This is a genomic window from Opitutus sp. sgz309028 (assembly GCF_059821195.1).
This window is the reverse complement of record NZ_JCAMRR010000002.1, coordinates 490725-505475: the sequence shown is the minus strand read 5'-3', so window position 1 is coordinate 505475 and position 14751 is coordinate 490725. Positions and strand designations below refer to the sequence as shown.

The following is a 14751-nucleotide window of genomic DNA, read 5'->3' as shown; positions in this document are numbered from 1 at the left end:
GCGCCTTCATGCCCGTCATCAAACCGTCCTGCGTCCGCGACCTGAAACTGCGCGTCAATCTTGCCGACGTCGTTTCGCGCGTGGTGACCCTGCGCAAAGCCGGCGGCGCGCGGCTGAAGGGCTTGTGCCCGTTTCACCAGGAGAAAACGCCGTCGTTCAACGTCGATCCCGACAAGGGCTTCTACAAATGCTTCGGCTGCGGCAAGGCCGGCGACGCGATCACGTTCGTCCGCGAAACCGAGCAGCTCAATTTCACCGAGGCCGTCGAGGCGCTCAGCAAGCGCTTCGGCATCGTCATCGAATACGAGGAGGGCTCCGGCGGGCCAACCCGGGAGGAACGCTCGCTGCGTCAGGAAATCTTCGATCTGCACGATGTCGCCGCGGAGCATTTTCACCAGGCGTTCAAGACGGGCGATGCCACCGGCGATTACATGCGGAAGTATTGGATCGAGCAGCGCCGGTTTCCGCTCGAGCTGGCCGACGAGTTCAAGATCGGCGCGGCCGATGCCGCCGGCAGCGGACTCGGAGCCGCCTTGCTGAAGCGCAAGTTTTCCGAGGAGGCGCTGCGCCGGTGCGGACTGTTTTTCGTGCACGAGGAGGCGGCGATCACGCTCGGTTCGCTGCGCCCGCGGTTTCGAGGACGGTTAATGATCCCGATTCGCGATCATCAGGGACGCGTCGTGGCGTTCACCGCGCGCCAGACGCAACTCACGCCCGCCGACGATCCGGCGCGCGAAGCCAAATACGTCAACTCTCCGGAAACGCCGATCTTCACGAAGGGCAACCTGCTCTTCAATCTCGACCGCGCCCGCACCGCCGTCGGCGAGGGCAAGCCCTTCATCCTCGTTGAAGGCCAGCTCGACGCGCTGCGCTGCTGGAGCGTCGGCTTGAAAACCGCGATCGCGCCGCAAGGCACATCGATCACCGACCCGCAGCTCGTGTTGCTGCGCCGCTACCACGCGCAAGTGGAATGCTTTTTCGACAGCGACAGCGCCGGCCAGAAAGCCGCGCTGCGCTTCCTTCCCATGGCGCTCAAGGCCGGGCTGGAAGTTCGTTTCCTCACGCTCGCGGGCCGCGAAAAACTCGATCCCGACCTGCTGTTTTTGGAAAAGGGACTGCCGGCCTACGACGACGTCCGGCAGCACGCGCAAAGCGCGATGGCGTTCGCCTGTCACGCGGTTCTACCCCAGCCCGCTGCCGCCAGTGCCGAGCAGAAAACCCGCGCCGCGCAGGAGATCTTTCCCATCATTCTCGCCGCGGAAAGCGAAGTCGCGCGGTCCGAATTTGCGTCTGAAGCCGCCGCCCACTTGCGGCTCTCGGTCGCCGCCTTCCAGAAGGACTTTCAAACTTTTACAAGCCGGCAGTCTCGCATGCACGACACCCGGCGCGCGTCGCAGCCTGAGGCTCCGCCCGCCAGTTCGGCGCCGCTCACCGATGTCGCCACTCCCGAACGCGACCTGCTGCTCCTTTGCCTCCATTTCGAGTTTCTGGGCAAACCACTCAGCGCCGCGCTGCCGCACGACTGGATCGACACCCGCCACTTGTCGGGGACGCTCCTGAATCGCTTTCTCGCCGAGTTCGAACACGATACCTGGCCGGGCCGCGATCATCTCGACGCCTTGCTTGAAACACCCGAGGAACGGACTTTGGTAGCCAGCCTGATTTTCGACAGCCCCAAACTCGACGACCCGGTCAAGGTGGCCAACGAGGGCCTGCGCCAGTTGCGCGCCCGGGCGCTCGAGCCCCGGCTGAAGGAAATAGAACTTGCGTTAGCCACTGCCCACACGGACAGTGATTCTGACCCAATTTCACTCTTCAAAGCACGCTCCGAAATCCATCGTCAGTTACGCCAACCGCTCGGCCTGTCCGTGGCGGTTTAGTTCGTTTATAGAGAACCATCACATGTCGCGCAAAGCCAAGTCCGGCTCGCCGGACACCCACTCCGAAGCTGTCGAAGCCGCTCTCGAGAAAAACGCCTCCGGTCTCGCCGGAGACGCAGCCGCCGGAGCAGATATTCCCGCGGGCAGCATCAACGAAAAGATCCGCCAGCTCATCCGCCTCTCCAAAGAGCAGGGCTACCTGACGTTCGACGACATCAACGAAGCGCTGCCCGAGTCCGTCGAGAACCAGGAGGAGATCGATAACGTCCTCTCGATTCTCCAGAACCTCGAGATCGAGATCCTCGAGCCCGATCAGGTCGACGACTACAAGCAGCGTATGGAGGAGGCCGAGGAGGAGGAGTCGCGCTCCTCGCAGCACGACATCCTCGACGACCCGGTCCGCATGTATCTGAAGCAGATGGGCCAGGTGCCGCTGCTCACTCGCGAACAGGAAGTCGAAATTTCGAAACGCATCGAGACCGCCGAGCTGAAGGCCCAGGAAGCCCTTTTCCAGGCGACCAACATCGGCAGCTACATCATCAACATCGGCCAGAAGCTCCTCGACCGTCAGGAGCGCTTCGATCGCGTCGTCATCGACAAGAAGATCGACAGCCGCGAATCGTATTTCAAAGGCCTCGAGAAACTCGTTCTCTCGACCCGCAAGGCCGAGGAAGCCGTCGCCGACTCGTGGCAGGAATACCTGAAGGCCAAGACCGATGCCGATCGCAAGAAGGTCCTCGCCAAGCACCAGAAGCGCGAAAAGTCGCTGCGCGAGTTTTTCCCGAAGTTCTTCTTCAAGCTGAAGGTTTACGAGGAGTATCTCGAACAGCTCCGCCCCGTGCTGGAGGAAGTCGAGTCGCTCAACGTCCAGCTCGATCGCGCCAAGCATCCGAAGTCCAAGAAAGACGCCGCGATCGACACGAAGGTCATTCAGCATCGCCTGAAACAGATCGAGGCCGTGCAACGCATCGACGCCCAAGAACTCCTGAAGGTCGTCGCGCAAACCCGCGTCCACGTCCGCGAAGCCCACCAAGCCAAGACCGAGATGGTCGAGGCCAACCTTCGCCTCGTGATTTCGATCGCGAAGAAATACACGAACCGCGGCCTCTCCTTCCTGGACCTGATTCAAGAAGGCAACATGGGCCTCATGAAGGCCGTCGAGAAATTCGAATACCGCCGCGGCTACAAGTTCTCCACCTACGCCACGTGGTGGATCCGCCAGGCCATCACCCGCTCGATCGCCGACCAGGCCCGCACGATCCGCATCCCGGTCCACATGATCGAGACGCTCAACAAGGTCATGCAGGTCCAGAAGCAGCTCCTCCAGGAATACGGCCATGAGCCCACGCCCGAGGAAGTCGCCGACGAGATGAACCTGCCCGTCGAGCGCGTGCAGCAGATCATGAAGATGGCGCAGCAGCCGATTTCGCTCCAATCGCCCGTCGGTGACGGCGACGACACGAGCTTCGGCGACTTCATCGAGGACAAATCCGCCGAGAACCCCTACGACATGACGGCGTTCTCGCTCCTGCGCGAAAAGATCATCGACGTCCTCGACTCGCTCACCGAGCGCGAGCGCCGCGTGCTCTCGCTCCGCTTCGGCCTGATCGACGGCTACAGCCGCACGCTCGAGGAGGTCGGCAAGCAGTTCAAGGTCACCCGCGAACGCATCCGCCAGATCGAAGCCAAGGCCCTCCGCAAGATGCGCCACCCGACGCGCATTCGTCAGCTGCACGGCTTCTTCGACGCCGAGCAGATCGACAACGCGCAGAACCTTATGAAGGTCGCCGCCACCAGCGGACTGCCCGCGCGTCCTCCCGGCGCCGGACTGCCCGGCGGCTTCCCGTTTCCGCCACCGAAGCCGTAGGTCGGTTGCAACATTGAGCCGCGAAAACGTTTTTCGGTTTTCACGGCTCGTTTGCGGCGGCAAATACCGCTTTCACTCTTTACAGTTTTCGACCCCAGAATAGCTTCCGCGTATGGCAACCTACTCCGCATTCTTCGCCGCTTTCGGCCTAGGTGGTGGCGAACTGCTCATCATCTTGGTCATCCTCTTGGTTCTCTTCGGCGGCTCCAAACTTCCCTCGCTCGCGCGCGGGCTGGGCCAGTCGATCAAGGAGTTCAAGAAGGCCAGTAAGGACGAGGAAGAAGCCGCCCAGGCGGCCGCCGCGGAGGAGACCCGCAAGCCCGAGGTCACCAAGACGCCCGGCGCCAACTGAACCGCGGCTCGTTCGTTTTCCCTGCAAGCGCGCCCGCCCGGCGCGCTTTTTTGTTTTTGCGCCCCTCGCCTAGATTTCGGCGCTACTGTCCGCGACGTCTTCACCCGGACGCTCCCGCAGCCACGTCCTGAATTCGTCCAATTGATCGCCGGTGCCGAGCGTGAGCACCTCGTCGCCCGCTTGGAGTTTTTCCTCCGCACCCGGATTCAGGATACGCATGCCGCCACGGTTCACGCCGGCGATCTGAACGCCGAACGCCTGCGCCGGGGCGATCTGGGCGAGCGTCTGGCCCAACGCCCGGCTCCACTCCGGCACGCGCACCGCCCGCATCTGCACCTCCTCGAAGGTCGACTCCACCGCCGCCGCGCCGGAGACCGTCGCGAGAAAGGCGCGCCCGGAGCGCACCTGCGCCCGTGTGCCGAGGAGCAGCACACGATCCCGCGGATAAAGCACCGCGTCCGGCGCCGGGAGCGGGATCGTGAATCCCTGTCGCTCGATCCCCACGACCGAGCAGCCGAACTTCGCGCGAAGATCGACGTCCGCCAGCGTCCGGCCGCGCACGTCGGCCAGGTCCGGCAGCACGCAATCCATGATGTGCAGGTCCCAGTCCTCATGCGGACGCAGCCACGGTTCGGAGGTGCCGGTCATGCTGCTCTCCCCCGAACTCATCACGCTCTGCAACTCCACCTCGAGATGGCTGTGCCAGTAGATCAACCGCTGCCGCAGCAGCACGATGGCCGCGAGACCGACCAGCCCGCTCGCCAGCAGCAGCCAGCGAGCCGTGCCCTCCATCGGCAGCATTGCCGTCAGCCACAAAAACAGCAGCACGCCCGCCACCGCCTTGAGCGCCGTCTCCACCGTCGGCGCCACCCTTGCCGCGTGAGCCAGGCCTGCCGTCGACACCTGCGCATACAGCAACGCCAGCGCCGAGATGTTTCGCCAGATCGCGACGAGCGGCGCGATCAGCACCAGACACAGCACGGTCCAGAACACGATCCGCGGTCCGTGCGGCATCAGCCACTCCGGACCCGGCCAGCTCACCACCACCTCGAACAGCTGTCCTGAGAAAATCAATACACCGCTGACGATCAGGATCTCCACCCCGACCTGGATGAAGCGCTTGCGACTGAGCTGCCAGAGCTTGTTCCGCCGCTGGCGGGCCGAGAGCCGCTCGAGTCGCCCGTGATAATAACGGATCCAGTCCGTCAGCCACCGCGGCTGCACCTTCTCGACCAGATCCGCGATCGCGTCGGAGCGGCGCACCATTAGCGGCGAAAAGAACGCCGTCAGCACCGACACGCCGACCGCCAGCGGAAAGAATTCCGCCGGCAGCACCGCCGCGCCCACGCCGAGTTGCGCGATGATGAACGAAAATTCGCCGATCGGCGTCACGCACAGGCCCGCCCGCACCGCGTCGCGCAACGGCGTCCCCACCAGCGTCAACGCCAGCCCGCTCGCCAGCGGCCGCGCCACGAGCGTGAACGCCCCCACCCCCGCGATCAGCCCCGCCTGCGACCACAGGATCCGCGGATCGATCTGCATACCGACGGCGACGAAGAACACCGCAGTGAAAATATCCCGCATGCCCTCGAACGTGCGTTCGACCTGATGACGGTGCGCCGTCTCGGCCACGATCGTCCCAAGCAGAAATGCGCCGAGCGCCAGCGAATAGCCCGCCCGCTGCGCCACGAACGCCAGCCCGAACAGCAACGCCGCGATCCCCAGCGTCTGCAAGGCCTCGTCGGCCGCGATGCTCATGCGCCGCAACAACCACGGGACCAGCAGCAGCCCGCCGACGACCGCCAGCGCCACAAACGCCGCCAGCATCCACAGCGTCTCGCCGATCGGCGGGCCCGCCTGCCCTTTCCCACCCAGTTGCACATAGGAGTTGAGCAGCGTCAGCATCACGACCGCGAGCACGTCCTCCAGCATCGTCACCGCCACGGCGAGATGCGCGAAGCGTTCGTGCGTGACCGCCGTTTCCTGCAGCACCTTGCCGACGATCGCGGACGACGACACCATCAACATGCCGGCGAGAAAAACACTCTCCGTGCCGCTCCACCCCAGCGCGGCGCCCAGCAGGCGCGTCAGATAATAAATTCCGACCGCGGCACCAAACGTGGCGAGAAACAGCCCCAGTCCCATGCGGCGCAGCTTCCGCAGGCTCAACCGCATCCCGATCGAAAACATCAGGAAGACCAGTCCGAGCTGCGCGAGCGTCTCGACCCGCGCCAGGTCGGACACGAACGACAGCGGCGGTGTGTTCGGACCGACGAGCAGGCCTGCCACCAGAAACCCCACCGCCACCGACAGACCCACGCGCTGGCACGTCCAGCCCACGATGCCCGCAATCGTCAGGATCACCGCCAGGTCTCGAATGATGTGGATTCCCTGCATGGCGCCGGCGCTACAACGCCGCGAAAGATCAAAGCGGGTCAAGCCTCCGACCTTCAGGCTCTGTCCGCGCGACGACGTGCGCCATCGCGTTTTCCCCTCTGAAACGCGGCCATTCCCTCGTTGACACCCCAAATCACCGGCGATTCGTTTCCGTCGGCGGATACGCCACCCCTTCACGAAATCATGTCCAACTTTCTCGGTTATTTTTCGAACGACATCGGAATCGACCTCGGCACCGCGAACACGCTCGTTTACGTGAAGGACAAGGGAATCGTTTTGCGCGAACCGTCGGTCGTCGCGCTCGACACGACCACGCGCAAGGTCCGCGCCGTGGGTGACGAAGCCAAGCGCATGCTCGGCCGCACGCCGGGCAACATCACGGCGATCCGTCCGATGAAGGATGGCGTGATCGCCGATTTCGACGTCACCGAGGCGATGCTGCGCTACTTCATCGGCAAGGTCAGCACGTCGTTCCGCGCGCCACCGCGTGTCGTGATCGCGATTCCTTCCGGCATCACCGCGGTCGAGAAACGCGCGGTGATGGACTCCGCCACGCACGCCGGCGCGCGCAAGGTCATCACCATTCCCGAGCCGATGGCCGCCGCGATCGGCGTCGGTCTTCCGATCGACGAACCCGCCGCAAACATGATCGTCGACATCGGCGGCGGCACCACGGAGATCGCGGTGATTTCCCTCAACGGCATCGTTTTTTCGAAATCGATCCGCGTCGCCGGCGACGAACTCGACATGGCGACCATCAACTACATGAAGCGCGCCTACAATCTCCTCATCGGTGAGCGCACCGCGGAAGAGATCAAACTGCGCGTCGGCTCCGCCTACCCGCTCGAGGAGGAGCTCACCATGGAGGTGAAGGGCCGCGATTCGGTCGCGGGTCTGCCGAAAACCATCCACATCACTTCACAGGAAATCCGCGAAGCTCTCGCCGACACGATCGCGGCGATCGTCGACGCCGTGCGCGTGACGCTCGAACGCTGCCCGCCCGAACTCTCGGCTGACCTCGTCGACCGCGGCTTCGTCATGGCCGGCGGTGGCGCGTTGATCCGCGGGATCGACAAGTTGCTGTCCGAAAAAACCGGCCTGCCCGTCACCATCTCCGAGGACCCGCTCTCCGCCGTCGCCAATGGCACCGGCGCCGTGTTGAACGACCTTTCCTGGCTGATGCAGAACGCCTGACCGGCGCTGCGCACGACGGCGAAGGAACAGGAAACAGGAAGCAAGCGAACGACCAGCGTCAGTGCGATCGTCCGCTTGATTCTTGCCACTTGATCCCGGCTGCCTTTCACCCGCCTCGTGCCGCAACGAATCGACCAAGCCCGCCCGTTCCTCACGCTTGGAATCGTCGTGCTCGCCTGGCTGTTCGTTCCGGTGGTCGTCAAGACGTTCACCCGCGCCAGCTTCTTCGAACTCACCGCTCCGGTTGACGCCACCGCCTCGCATGCCCGCGACCTGCAGGAGTTCTGGTCGTTGCGCGGTCATTCGAAATCCGAGTTGATCGAAGCGGGCCGCGACCTCGCCCGGCTCAACGCCTCCTATTCGCTCTCGGTGCAGCAAAACGCCGAGCTGCGCGCCCAGATCACCCGGCTGGAGTCGCTCCTGCGGATGCCGGCCTACGCCAACTACCGCGCCGAGCCGGCGCGCGTCGCCCGCCGCGATTTCTCCGGCTGGTGGCAGCGCATGACGATTCGCAAGGGCAGCAACTACGGCATCGTCATCGGCGCGCCCGTCGTGTTCACCGGCGGCGTCGTCGGCCGCGTGGTCGAGGTCCACGCCTACACCTCCGTGGTCGACCTGATCAGCAGTCCGCGGCTCCGCATCGCCGGCGTCGTCGAGGGCGACGACCGCCCGATCAGTTTTCAGGGCGGCGAGAATCGCACGTTCGGCCCCGCGCGCGGCGTGCTCGAGTTCGTGCCGCTCGACATCTTCGCGGACGCGCGGACCCCGAAGCGGCTCGTCACCTCCGGCTACGGCGGCGTGTTTCCGCCCGGACTTTTCATCGGCACGATCGTGAAGGTCGAGCCAAGCCCCGACGGGCTGTTCAAAACCGGAGAAATCGAACTCGATCCGAACCTTTCCATGCTGCACGAGGTCACCGTCCTGGTTCCGCTGGATCGGGACTAAACGAGGTCGGGAGTTGAGGCACGAGCGTCGCGCGGACTTCGACACGACCTTCAGCTCTCCCGACTTTTCGTTCCCAACGCTCAACTCCACATCATGCGCCGCGCCCTCACGCTTTTCATCACCCAGTTTCTGCTCTGGGCGGTCGTTTCGCAGGTGAACCACAGCCTCGCCGGCCGCCACGTCTACCTGTGGGTCGGCGGCCTGTTCGTCACTTACGGCGCCCTCAGCCTGTCGCTGCGCAGCGGCCTGCTCTCCAGCTTTCTCGCCGGCCTTCTGCTCGACGCGGTTTCGCCCGTCGCCTTCGGGATGCACGCGCTGCTGTTTGCGGCGGCCCACGCGTTGGTTTTCCATGTTCGCGACCGGGTGCCGCGCGACGAAACCGCCGGCCGCGTGGTCATCGCCTTGTTCGCCAATCTCACCCTTTTCCTCGTTTTTTCCGTGTTTCTGATCGACGACGCTCCCACTCCCGCCGCGGCTTGGCCGCGCCTCATTTTCGATCTCGTCTGCTCCCAGGTTTTCCTCGCGCTGATTGCGCCTTGGTTCATGGCGCTGCAGGCGCGCACCGTGGAGCTCAGCGACGCGCTCGCCGTCGTCTACGTCCGGCGTTTCCGCTGATGCCGCTCGCCGACACCAACCTGGCCGAACGCTCCGGGCGCCTCGTCGAGACCCACCGCGGCTACGATCCGCGGATCGTGTTCTTCTATTTCGTCGTCGCCGCGCTGTTGGTGACGCTGGTCGGCGGGCTCGCCTACCAGCAGCTGATCAAGACCGACCTCTATCACGAGCGCGAACGCGTCCAGAATCAGCGTCGCATTCTCGTCCCCGGTCCGCGGGGCAACATCTACGACCGCCACGGCCGGCTCCTCGTCGGCAACCGTCCGCGCTTCGCCGTGGTCCTTTACCTCGACGAACTCCGGCAGGAGTTCCGCCGCGAGTTCATCACCGTCCGGAAAAACTACCGCCGCACCGGCGACAAGGACCTGCCGAGTTCGTCGCAGATGGAGCAGATCGCCCGCGCGACCGTCGTGCAGCGCTACCTCGATCAGGTTAACCGCATCCTCAGCCGCACCGAGAAAGTCGACTCGACCGACCTGCGAAAACATTTCAACCGCCAGCTGCTCCTGCCCTACACGCTGATCGCCGACCTCGCTCCGGAGGACTACGCGCGACTCGTCGAGATGCTTCCGGTCTCGTCGCCGCTGCAGCTCTACACTTCGAGCACCCGTTACTACCCTTACGGCTCCGTCGCGTCACATACGCTTGGATACGTCGGCGTCGATCCGTCGGTGGAGGCCGAGGACTTTCCCGGCGAGGACCTCACCACGTTCACCATGAAAGGCAGCGTCGGTCGCGATGGCCTGGAAAAGGCCTTCGACTCCCAGCTGCAAGGCGAAGCCGGCGGTACCATTTTCCGCGTCGATCCCGCTGGCTACCGCGTCAATCCGCCGCTCGAGAAACGCCTGCCGGTCCAGGGCAAAAACCTGACGACATCGCTCGACATCGATCTGCAGCGCGCCGCCGAAACCGCCATGGAGGCGACGGGCGTCATGGGCGGTGCCGTCGCCCTCGATGTCCGCACCGGCGAGGTGCTCGTGCTCGCCAGCAAGCCGGATTACGATCTCTCCGCGTTTTCCCCGCATCTCACGCACGCCGCGGCTGCCGACATCGAGAAACGCAAGGCGTGGATCAATCGCGCCGTCTCCGCCTTCCACGCGCCGGGCTCCACCTTCAAGATCCTCACCTCCATCGCGGCGCTGCGGGCGGGCAAGATCACGCCTGACCAAATCATCTCCGATTGCCAGGGCGCCATGCGCGTCGGCGGTCGCATCTTCACCTGCGAAAACGGCCGCGTCCGCCACGGCGAGGTCGCCCTGCCCGAAGCCATCGCGAAAAGCTGCGACGTCTATTACTACACGCTGGGTCTGACCACCACCGCCGAGGTCATTGCTGCGGAGGCCCGCCGCTTTCACCTCGACCAGCCCACCGGCATCGAACTGCCGCACGAGCCGAATCGAATGACCATACCCGATCCCGAATGGAAATTGCGCACGCAGGACATGCGCTGGTTTCCCGGCGACACCGCCAACATGTCGATCGGTCAGGGTTACGTCCTCGAAAATCCGTTGACCATGGCGTGCTTCGCGGCGTCCCTCGCCCGAGACGAGGTTTATACGAAGCCGACCCTCGTCCATGATCCCAACGCACCCACCCAGCGCGCGGAGCGGACCGGGCTCACTCGCGAGCAACGCGCCGCGGTCCTCGACGGCATGCTGGGCTGCACCACCTATGGCACCGCGCGGGTGCTGACTCGGGTGGAGAACCAGCGCATCCCCGGCGTGAAGATCGCCGGCAAAACCGGCACCGCCCAGATCCCCGGCAACCTCAACGCCGCCTGGTTCATCTGCTTCGCTCCGCTCGAGAAACCGGAAATCGCCGTCGCCGTGATGCTCGAAGGCGACACGCCCGGTGAGGAATTCGGCGGCGGCAGCTACGCTGCCCCCGTGGCAAACGCGATCCTGAAGAAATACTTCGAAAAAAAGTCCCAGCCCACCGTGCCGCCGATCGCCACGCTGTTTACGCCGGCGAGCGCAGACTGAACTGCCGGACGCGCCGGCGAAATTGAGCCTGCATCAGCGTTCGCGACGCAGCTCGCGCCAGACCCGTCGCGCGCGTGAAAAGCTTTCTGCGGGCGCGGTCCACGTTTCCCGCGGCCCGAAGCGCAACCTCTCCAACTCCGTCCAGATGCGCTGCCGCGCGGCAGCGTGACGCGGCGATGCTCCGCCGGCACGCAGCCGTTGGAGCCAGCGGCCGGCTTCCGCCCGCACCGCCTCCGCGCCACGCGAGCGGTCGCCCCACTTCCACCGAAAGCCCCGGCGGCGCCACTGGCCTAACCCCCACGCCAGTCCCCCCGCCATCGCCGCCAGGCCAACCCAGGCCAGCGCACGCCGCACCTCCCAGGGAGCCGCGACCCAGCCGCGCAGTTCGCGCCCCGTCCGCTCGAGCCACGCGCGAATCCGTTCTCCGGATACGGACGCCGTGTCGCGCACCGTCTTCAGCGCGTCCGCCTGCGACTGCTGGTCGAAGTTGACGATCCGCCGATACCAGAACACGCGCAGGCTGTCCAAACGCGCCGTCCAGCTGCGATCCAGCCGCCGCGCCAGCGCCGCCTCGCCTTCCGCGTCGTCCCGCGCCGCCGCCGGCGCGCCGGGCGTCGCATCCGCGCGCAACCACTCGCCCGCCGTCGCATCAAAGATTTCGCACCAGGCATGCGCATCCGCGTTCCGCAGTGTGAAATTGTTCGAGTAGCCATTCCACGAGCCGCCGCGAAATCCCGTGACCACGCGGGCCGGATAGCCCGCGGTCCGCGCCAGCAGCACGAACGCCCCGGCAAACAGCTCGCAATGTCCGCCTTCGTCCGAAGCGAGCCAGCGCACCACGGGATCGCCGGCGCCGCCCGGGATCGCCGGCTGCAGCGAGTAACGGTGCCTCCGTCCGAGCCACGCTTCCGCGCGGCGCGCGAATTCGGCCGCCGTCAGTTCCTGTCCCGCGTCCGCCGGCGGCGGGCCCAGAGGCGGATGCATCTGCGCCGCCACGATCCCGCCGGCTGCAATTTCGCCGACCACCCGGTCGAGCACGGCGAAGTCGGCCTCGTCGACGCCGACGCGCAGCATCGCCGCCGCCAGCGGACTGCGCGCCTGTAGTTCCGCCGCGAAACGCCCGTCCGGGAGCGCCCCGCCCGGACCCATGTTCGTGACCCGATACGCGGTCATCGTCGCGGGCTCGTCGCGCAGCGCGACCAGGTTCAACCCCCGCGCCACCCGATGATTCTGCCGCTCGCGAAACTGCAGCGATTCGAACCGGCCCGTGAGCGGAAGGTAACGGCTGACCCCCGATTCGAGGTAAAACGTCCACACGGCCGGGCGCGTTTCACCAGCCGGCAGCGTGCCAGCCACCGCGGCCCGACCGAGCTCCGGACCAAAGCTGCGCGCACGCAGCAAAGCCGACATGCGAAACGTGCCTTCGCGATATTCGTCCAGCACCAACATCCGCCAATACGGCGCCGCGGGGATCCGGCTGCGGTCCGACACGTCCACACTCAGCGCCACGCCTTGGTCCAGGGTGATTTCCGTCACGTCGCCAAACCGGATCGTTTCCGTGAATCCGCTGCGCGTTTTCTTCGTGATGAAGCGTTCGAGAAAGAAGCTGTTCTCTAGCTGAAAGCGCGGGATCGCCAGAAACAGGAGCGCCGAAAGACCGACCAGGCCAGCGAACAGTCCGCCGCCCAACGCCAGCACCCGCCAGTCCGTCACCTGCCGGACCCGCCGCAACAACGCCGGCCAACGAATGTGTCGCGTCCAGCGCGGCCGCGGATCGCTGCCGTCGCTCGGATCGTCTTCGGAAAGCGTGATCGTCAGCAGAAAAACAATCGATGCAGCTGCGAACACCACGATGTGCAGCGCAAACGCGAGCGAGACCGACAACACGCCCGCCACCACCACGAGAAACAAGCCCAGCACGATGACCTGCAGGTCGTCGCGCTTTCGCCGGTAGATGATCGCGCGATAAAGCAGCAGCAGCAGATCCAGCCGCACCGTCGCCGGCAGCAACTCGCCGGTCAGCCACAGATCGGTCGTGAAAAACGCCGCCACGATGGGAAACGCCAGCCGATGCCAGACCCGCGGCACCCGTGCCGGCCACGTCGGCCAACGCCACCCCGCCACCACGGCCGCGCCGACCGCGATCAACAATCCCCACGTGTCGACATCGAGGTAGAACACCGTCGCCAGTGACACCAGGATCACGCCTCCTCCCGCCAGCCAGCGCAGCTGGCGGAGCTCATCGGCGTCGAGTTGGGGCCGCGCAGATTTCATGACGCCCTCAGGTCTGTGCCAGCACGCGATCGTTGGCCCGCGCGACGACGCCCTGCCCGCCCTCGGGCGAAAATGTCACCACATTCTGGTGACGCGGCGCGATCGTCCCGCGCGGGCTGTCGCCCCGCGCGTCGCCGTCGCCCGCGCGCTCGACCACCGCCAGCCGGTCCAGAAACGCCTCGAGGTCCCGCACCTGCCGGATGGGCGCCAGCGGGTCGCGATCCACTCGCGCGCCGGTCAAACGACCGGCGCGAAAAAGGTCCTCCGCCAGGGTCGTCGCGAGCGCGACCGCCCGTTCGAATTGTTCGGCGCGCGGCCAGCGCACCGCCTCCGTTTCGAACCACAAGGCGAACCCGATGGCGCTTTCCGCTGCGAACTGCCGGACCAGCAGCCGCCGCGACCGCGCGCTCGCCTTCCAGTGGATCAGCCGGTGCGAGTCGCCGAGTTCGTAGCGTCGCAAGGCCAGCAGATCGCTGCCGGCGCCGCCCCGCGCCAGCCGCTCGCCGCCGGGCAGCGATCGCGCCACCGCCACCGGCTGGCGGCGATAACTCACGGCCGCAGGCCAGACGACGACCTCCCCCTGCTCGTCGGTCGCGAGGCTTTTTTGGAGAAATCCGAACGGGAAAAGCGAACCCGCGCGCTCGAGTTCGATGCGGATTTTTCCGCGCGCCGCCGGCACAAAGGTCCACTCGAGACGCGCTTCGCCCCGCGGATCGATTCGCGCGGTCAAAGGCACGCGGCCCCGCTCCCCGGCGTCGGCGCGCGCCAGCGCGGCTTTCACATCCAGCCCGCGCGCCGTGAAGGTCGTTTCCGCGCGTCGAATTGGATTGGTTTCCACCGGCCGGGCCACCAGCTCGAACCACAAGCCGTAGCTGGGAAGGATGCGTTTCGCGTTCGTCACCCGCAGTCCGACGGTCGCCGGCTGCCCCACCCGCAGAGGCGGCGCGATCTCCAGCCGCCAGGTCAGCCGGCGGAAGTTCAGCCAGGAGAGCACGCCGCTCAAAACGAGGCACGCGAGCATCAGCGAAAGCGTGATGAAGAGGATGTTGTTGCCCGCATTGTAAGCCGCCGTGCCGACGCCGAACGACAGCAGGATCAACAGCCCGCCGGCGATCGTCGGCGTCGTGCGGTGGCGTCGCCGCGGATAAATCAGCGCCCACAAGAGCCGCGCCCAGAAGCCGACCGCGCCCGCGCTCGCCGGCCTCCGCTCGCGTTTCGGGAAAACCGCCATGTCGATCCCCATCC

Annotated in this window: 10 protein-coding genes; 7 read left to right on the top strand and 3 right to left on the bottom strand. The window is 65.6% G+C overall.

The genetic code is table 11. The annotated features are described in order from the left end of the window. The first annotated feature begins 8 nt into the window (after positions 1–8). The 3 genes from dnaG to tatA all read left to right on the top strand — a co-directional run bounded on the left by dnaG (position 9) and on the right by tatA (position 4099). Positions 9–1880 carry a DNA primase gene (gene dnaG / locus AC6RV7_RS07885; RefSeq protein WP_500093389.1) on the top strand — a complete coding sequence of 624 codons (1872 nt, stop codon included), beginning with the start codon at positions 9–11 and terminating at the stop codon, positions 1878–1880. A 22-nt stretch (positions 1881–1902) separates the two neighbouring features. Continuing rightward, a complete protein-coding gene (gene rpoD, locus AC6RV7_RS07880) occupies positions 1903–3747 on the top strand; it encodes an RNA polymerase sigma factor RpoD (protein WP_500093387.1) in 1845 nt (614 codons plus the stop codon). Between the two features lie 112 nt (positions 3748–3859). Beyond that, positions 3860–4099, top strand: coding sequence for a twin-arginine translocase TatA/TatE family subunit (gene tatA / locus AC6RV7_RS07875; protein WP_500093385.1), 240 nt, complete (start codon positions 3860–3862; stop codon positions 4097–4099). 69 nt (positions 4100–4168) lie between these two features. On the opposite strand, the gene AC6RV7_RS07870 is transcribed toward tatA, so the two are convergent. Next, positions 4169–6496, bottom strand: coding sequence for a cation:proton antiporter domain-containing protein (locus AC6RV7_RS07870; RefSeq protein ID WP_500093383.1), 2328 nt, complete (start codon positions 6494–6496; stop codon positions 4169–4171). Positions 6497–6679: 183 nt separating this feature from the next. On the opposite strand from AC6RV7_RS07870, the gene AC6RV7_RS07865 reads away from it, so the two are divergent. The 4 genes from AC6RV7_RS07865 to AC6RV7_RS07850 all read left to right on the top strand — a co-directional run bounded on the left by AC6RV7_RS07865 (position 6680) and on the right by AC6RV7_RS07850 (position 11232). Beyond that, entirely contained in the window at positions 6680–7690 is a 1011-nt protein-coding gene (locus AC6RV7_RS07865; RefSeq protein WP_500093381.1) for a rod shape-determining protein, read from the top strand. Positions 7691–7807: 117 nt separating this feature from the next. Continuing rightward, positions 7808–8635, top strand: a complete 828-nt coding sequence (gene mreC / locus AC6RV7_RS07860; protein WP_500093379.1) for a rod shape-determining protein MreC — start codon at positions 7808–7810, stop codon at positions 8633–8635. Positions 8636–8728: 93 nt separating this feature from the next. Continuing rightward, positions 8729–9250, top strand: coding sequence for a rod shape-determining protein MreD (gene mreD / locus AC6RV7_RS07855; RefSeq protein ID WP_500093377.1), 522 nt, complete (start codon positions 8729–8731; stop codon positions 9248–9250). Continuing rightward, complete coding sequence (locus AC6RV7_RS07850) at positions 9250–11232, top strand: peptidoglycan D,D-transpeptidase FtsI family protein (protein WP_500093375.1); 1983 nt, start codon at positions 9250–9252, stop codon at positions 11230–11232. Before mreD ends, AC6RV7_RS07850 begins: the two co-directional genes overlap by 1 nt. A gap of 33 nt (positions 11233–11265) precedes the next feature. Here the strand turns inward: AC6RV7_RS07850 and AC6RV7_RS07845 are convergent, their stop codons facing one another. Continuing rightward, positions 11266–13506 carry a transglutaminase TgpA family protein gene (locus AC6RV7_RS07845; protein ID WP_500093373.1) on the bottom strand — a complete coding sequence of 747 codons (2241 nt, stop codon included), beginning with the start codon at positions 13504–13506 and terminating at the stop codon, positions 11266–11268. 7 nt (positions 13507–13513) lie between these two features. Continuing rightward, positions 13514–14737, bottom strand: a complete 1224-nt coding sequence (locus AC6RV7_RS07840; protein ID WP_500093371.1) for a DUF58 domain-containing protein — start codon at positions 14735–14737, stop codon at positions 13514–13516. Between the last annotated feature and the right edge of the window lie 14 nt (positions 14738–14751).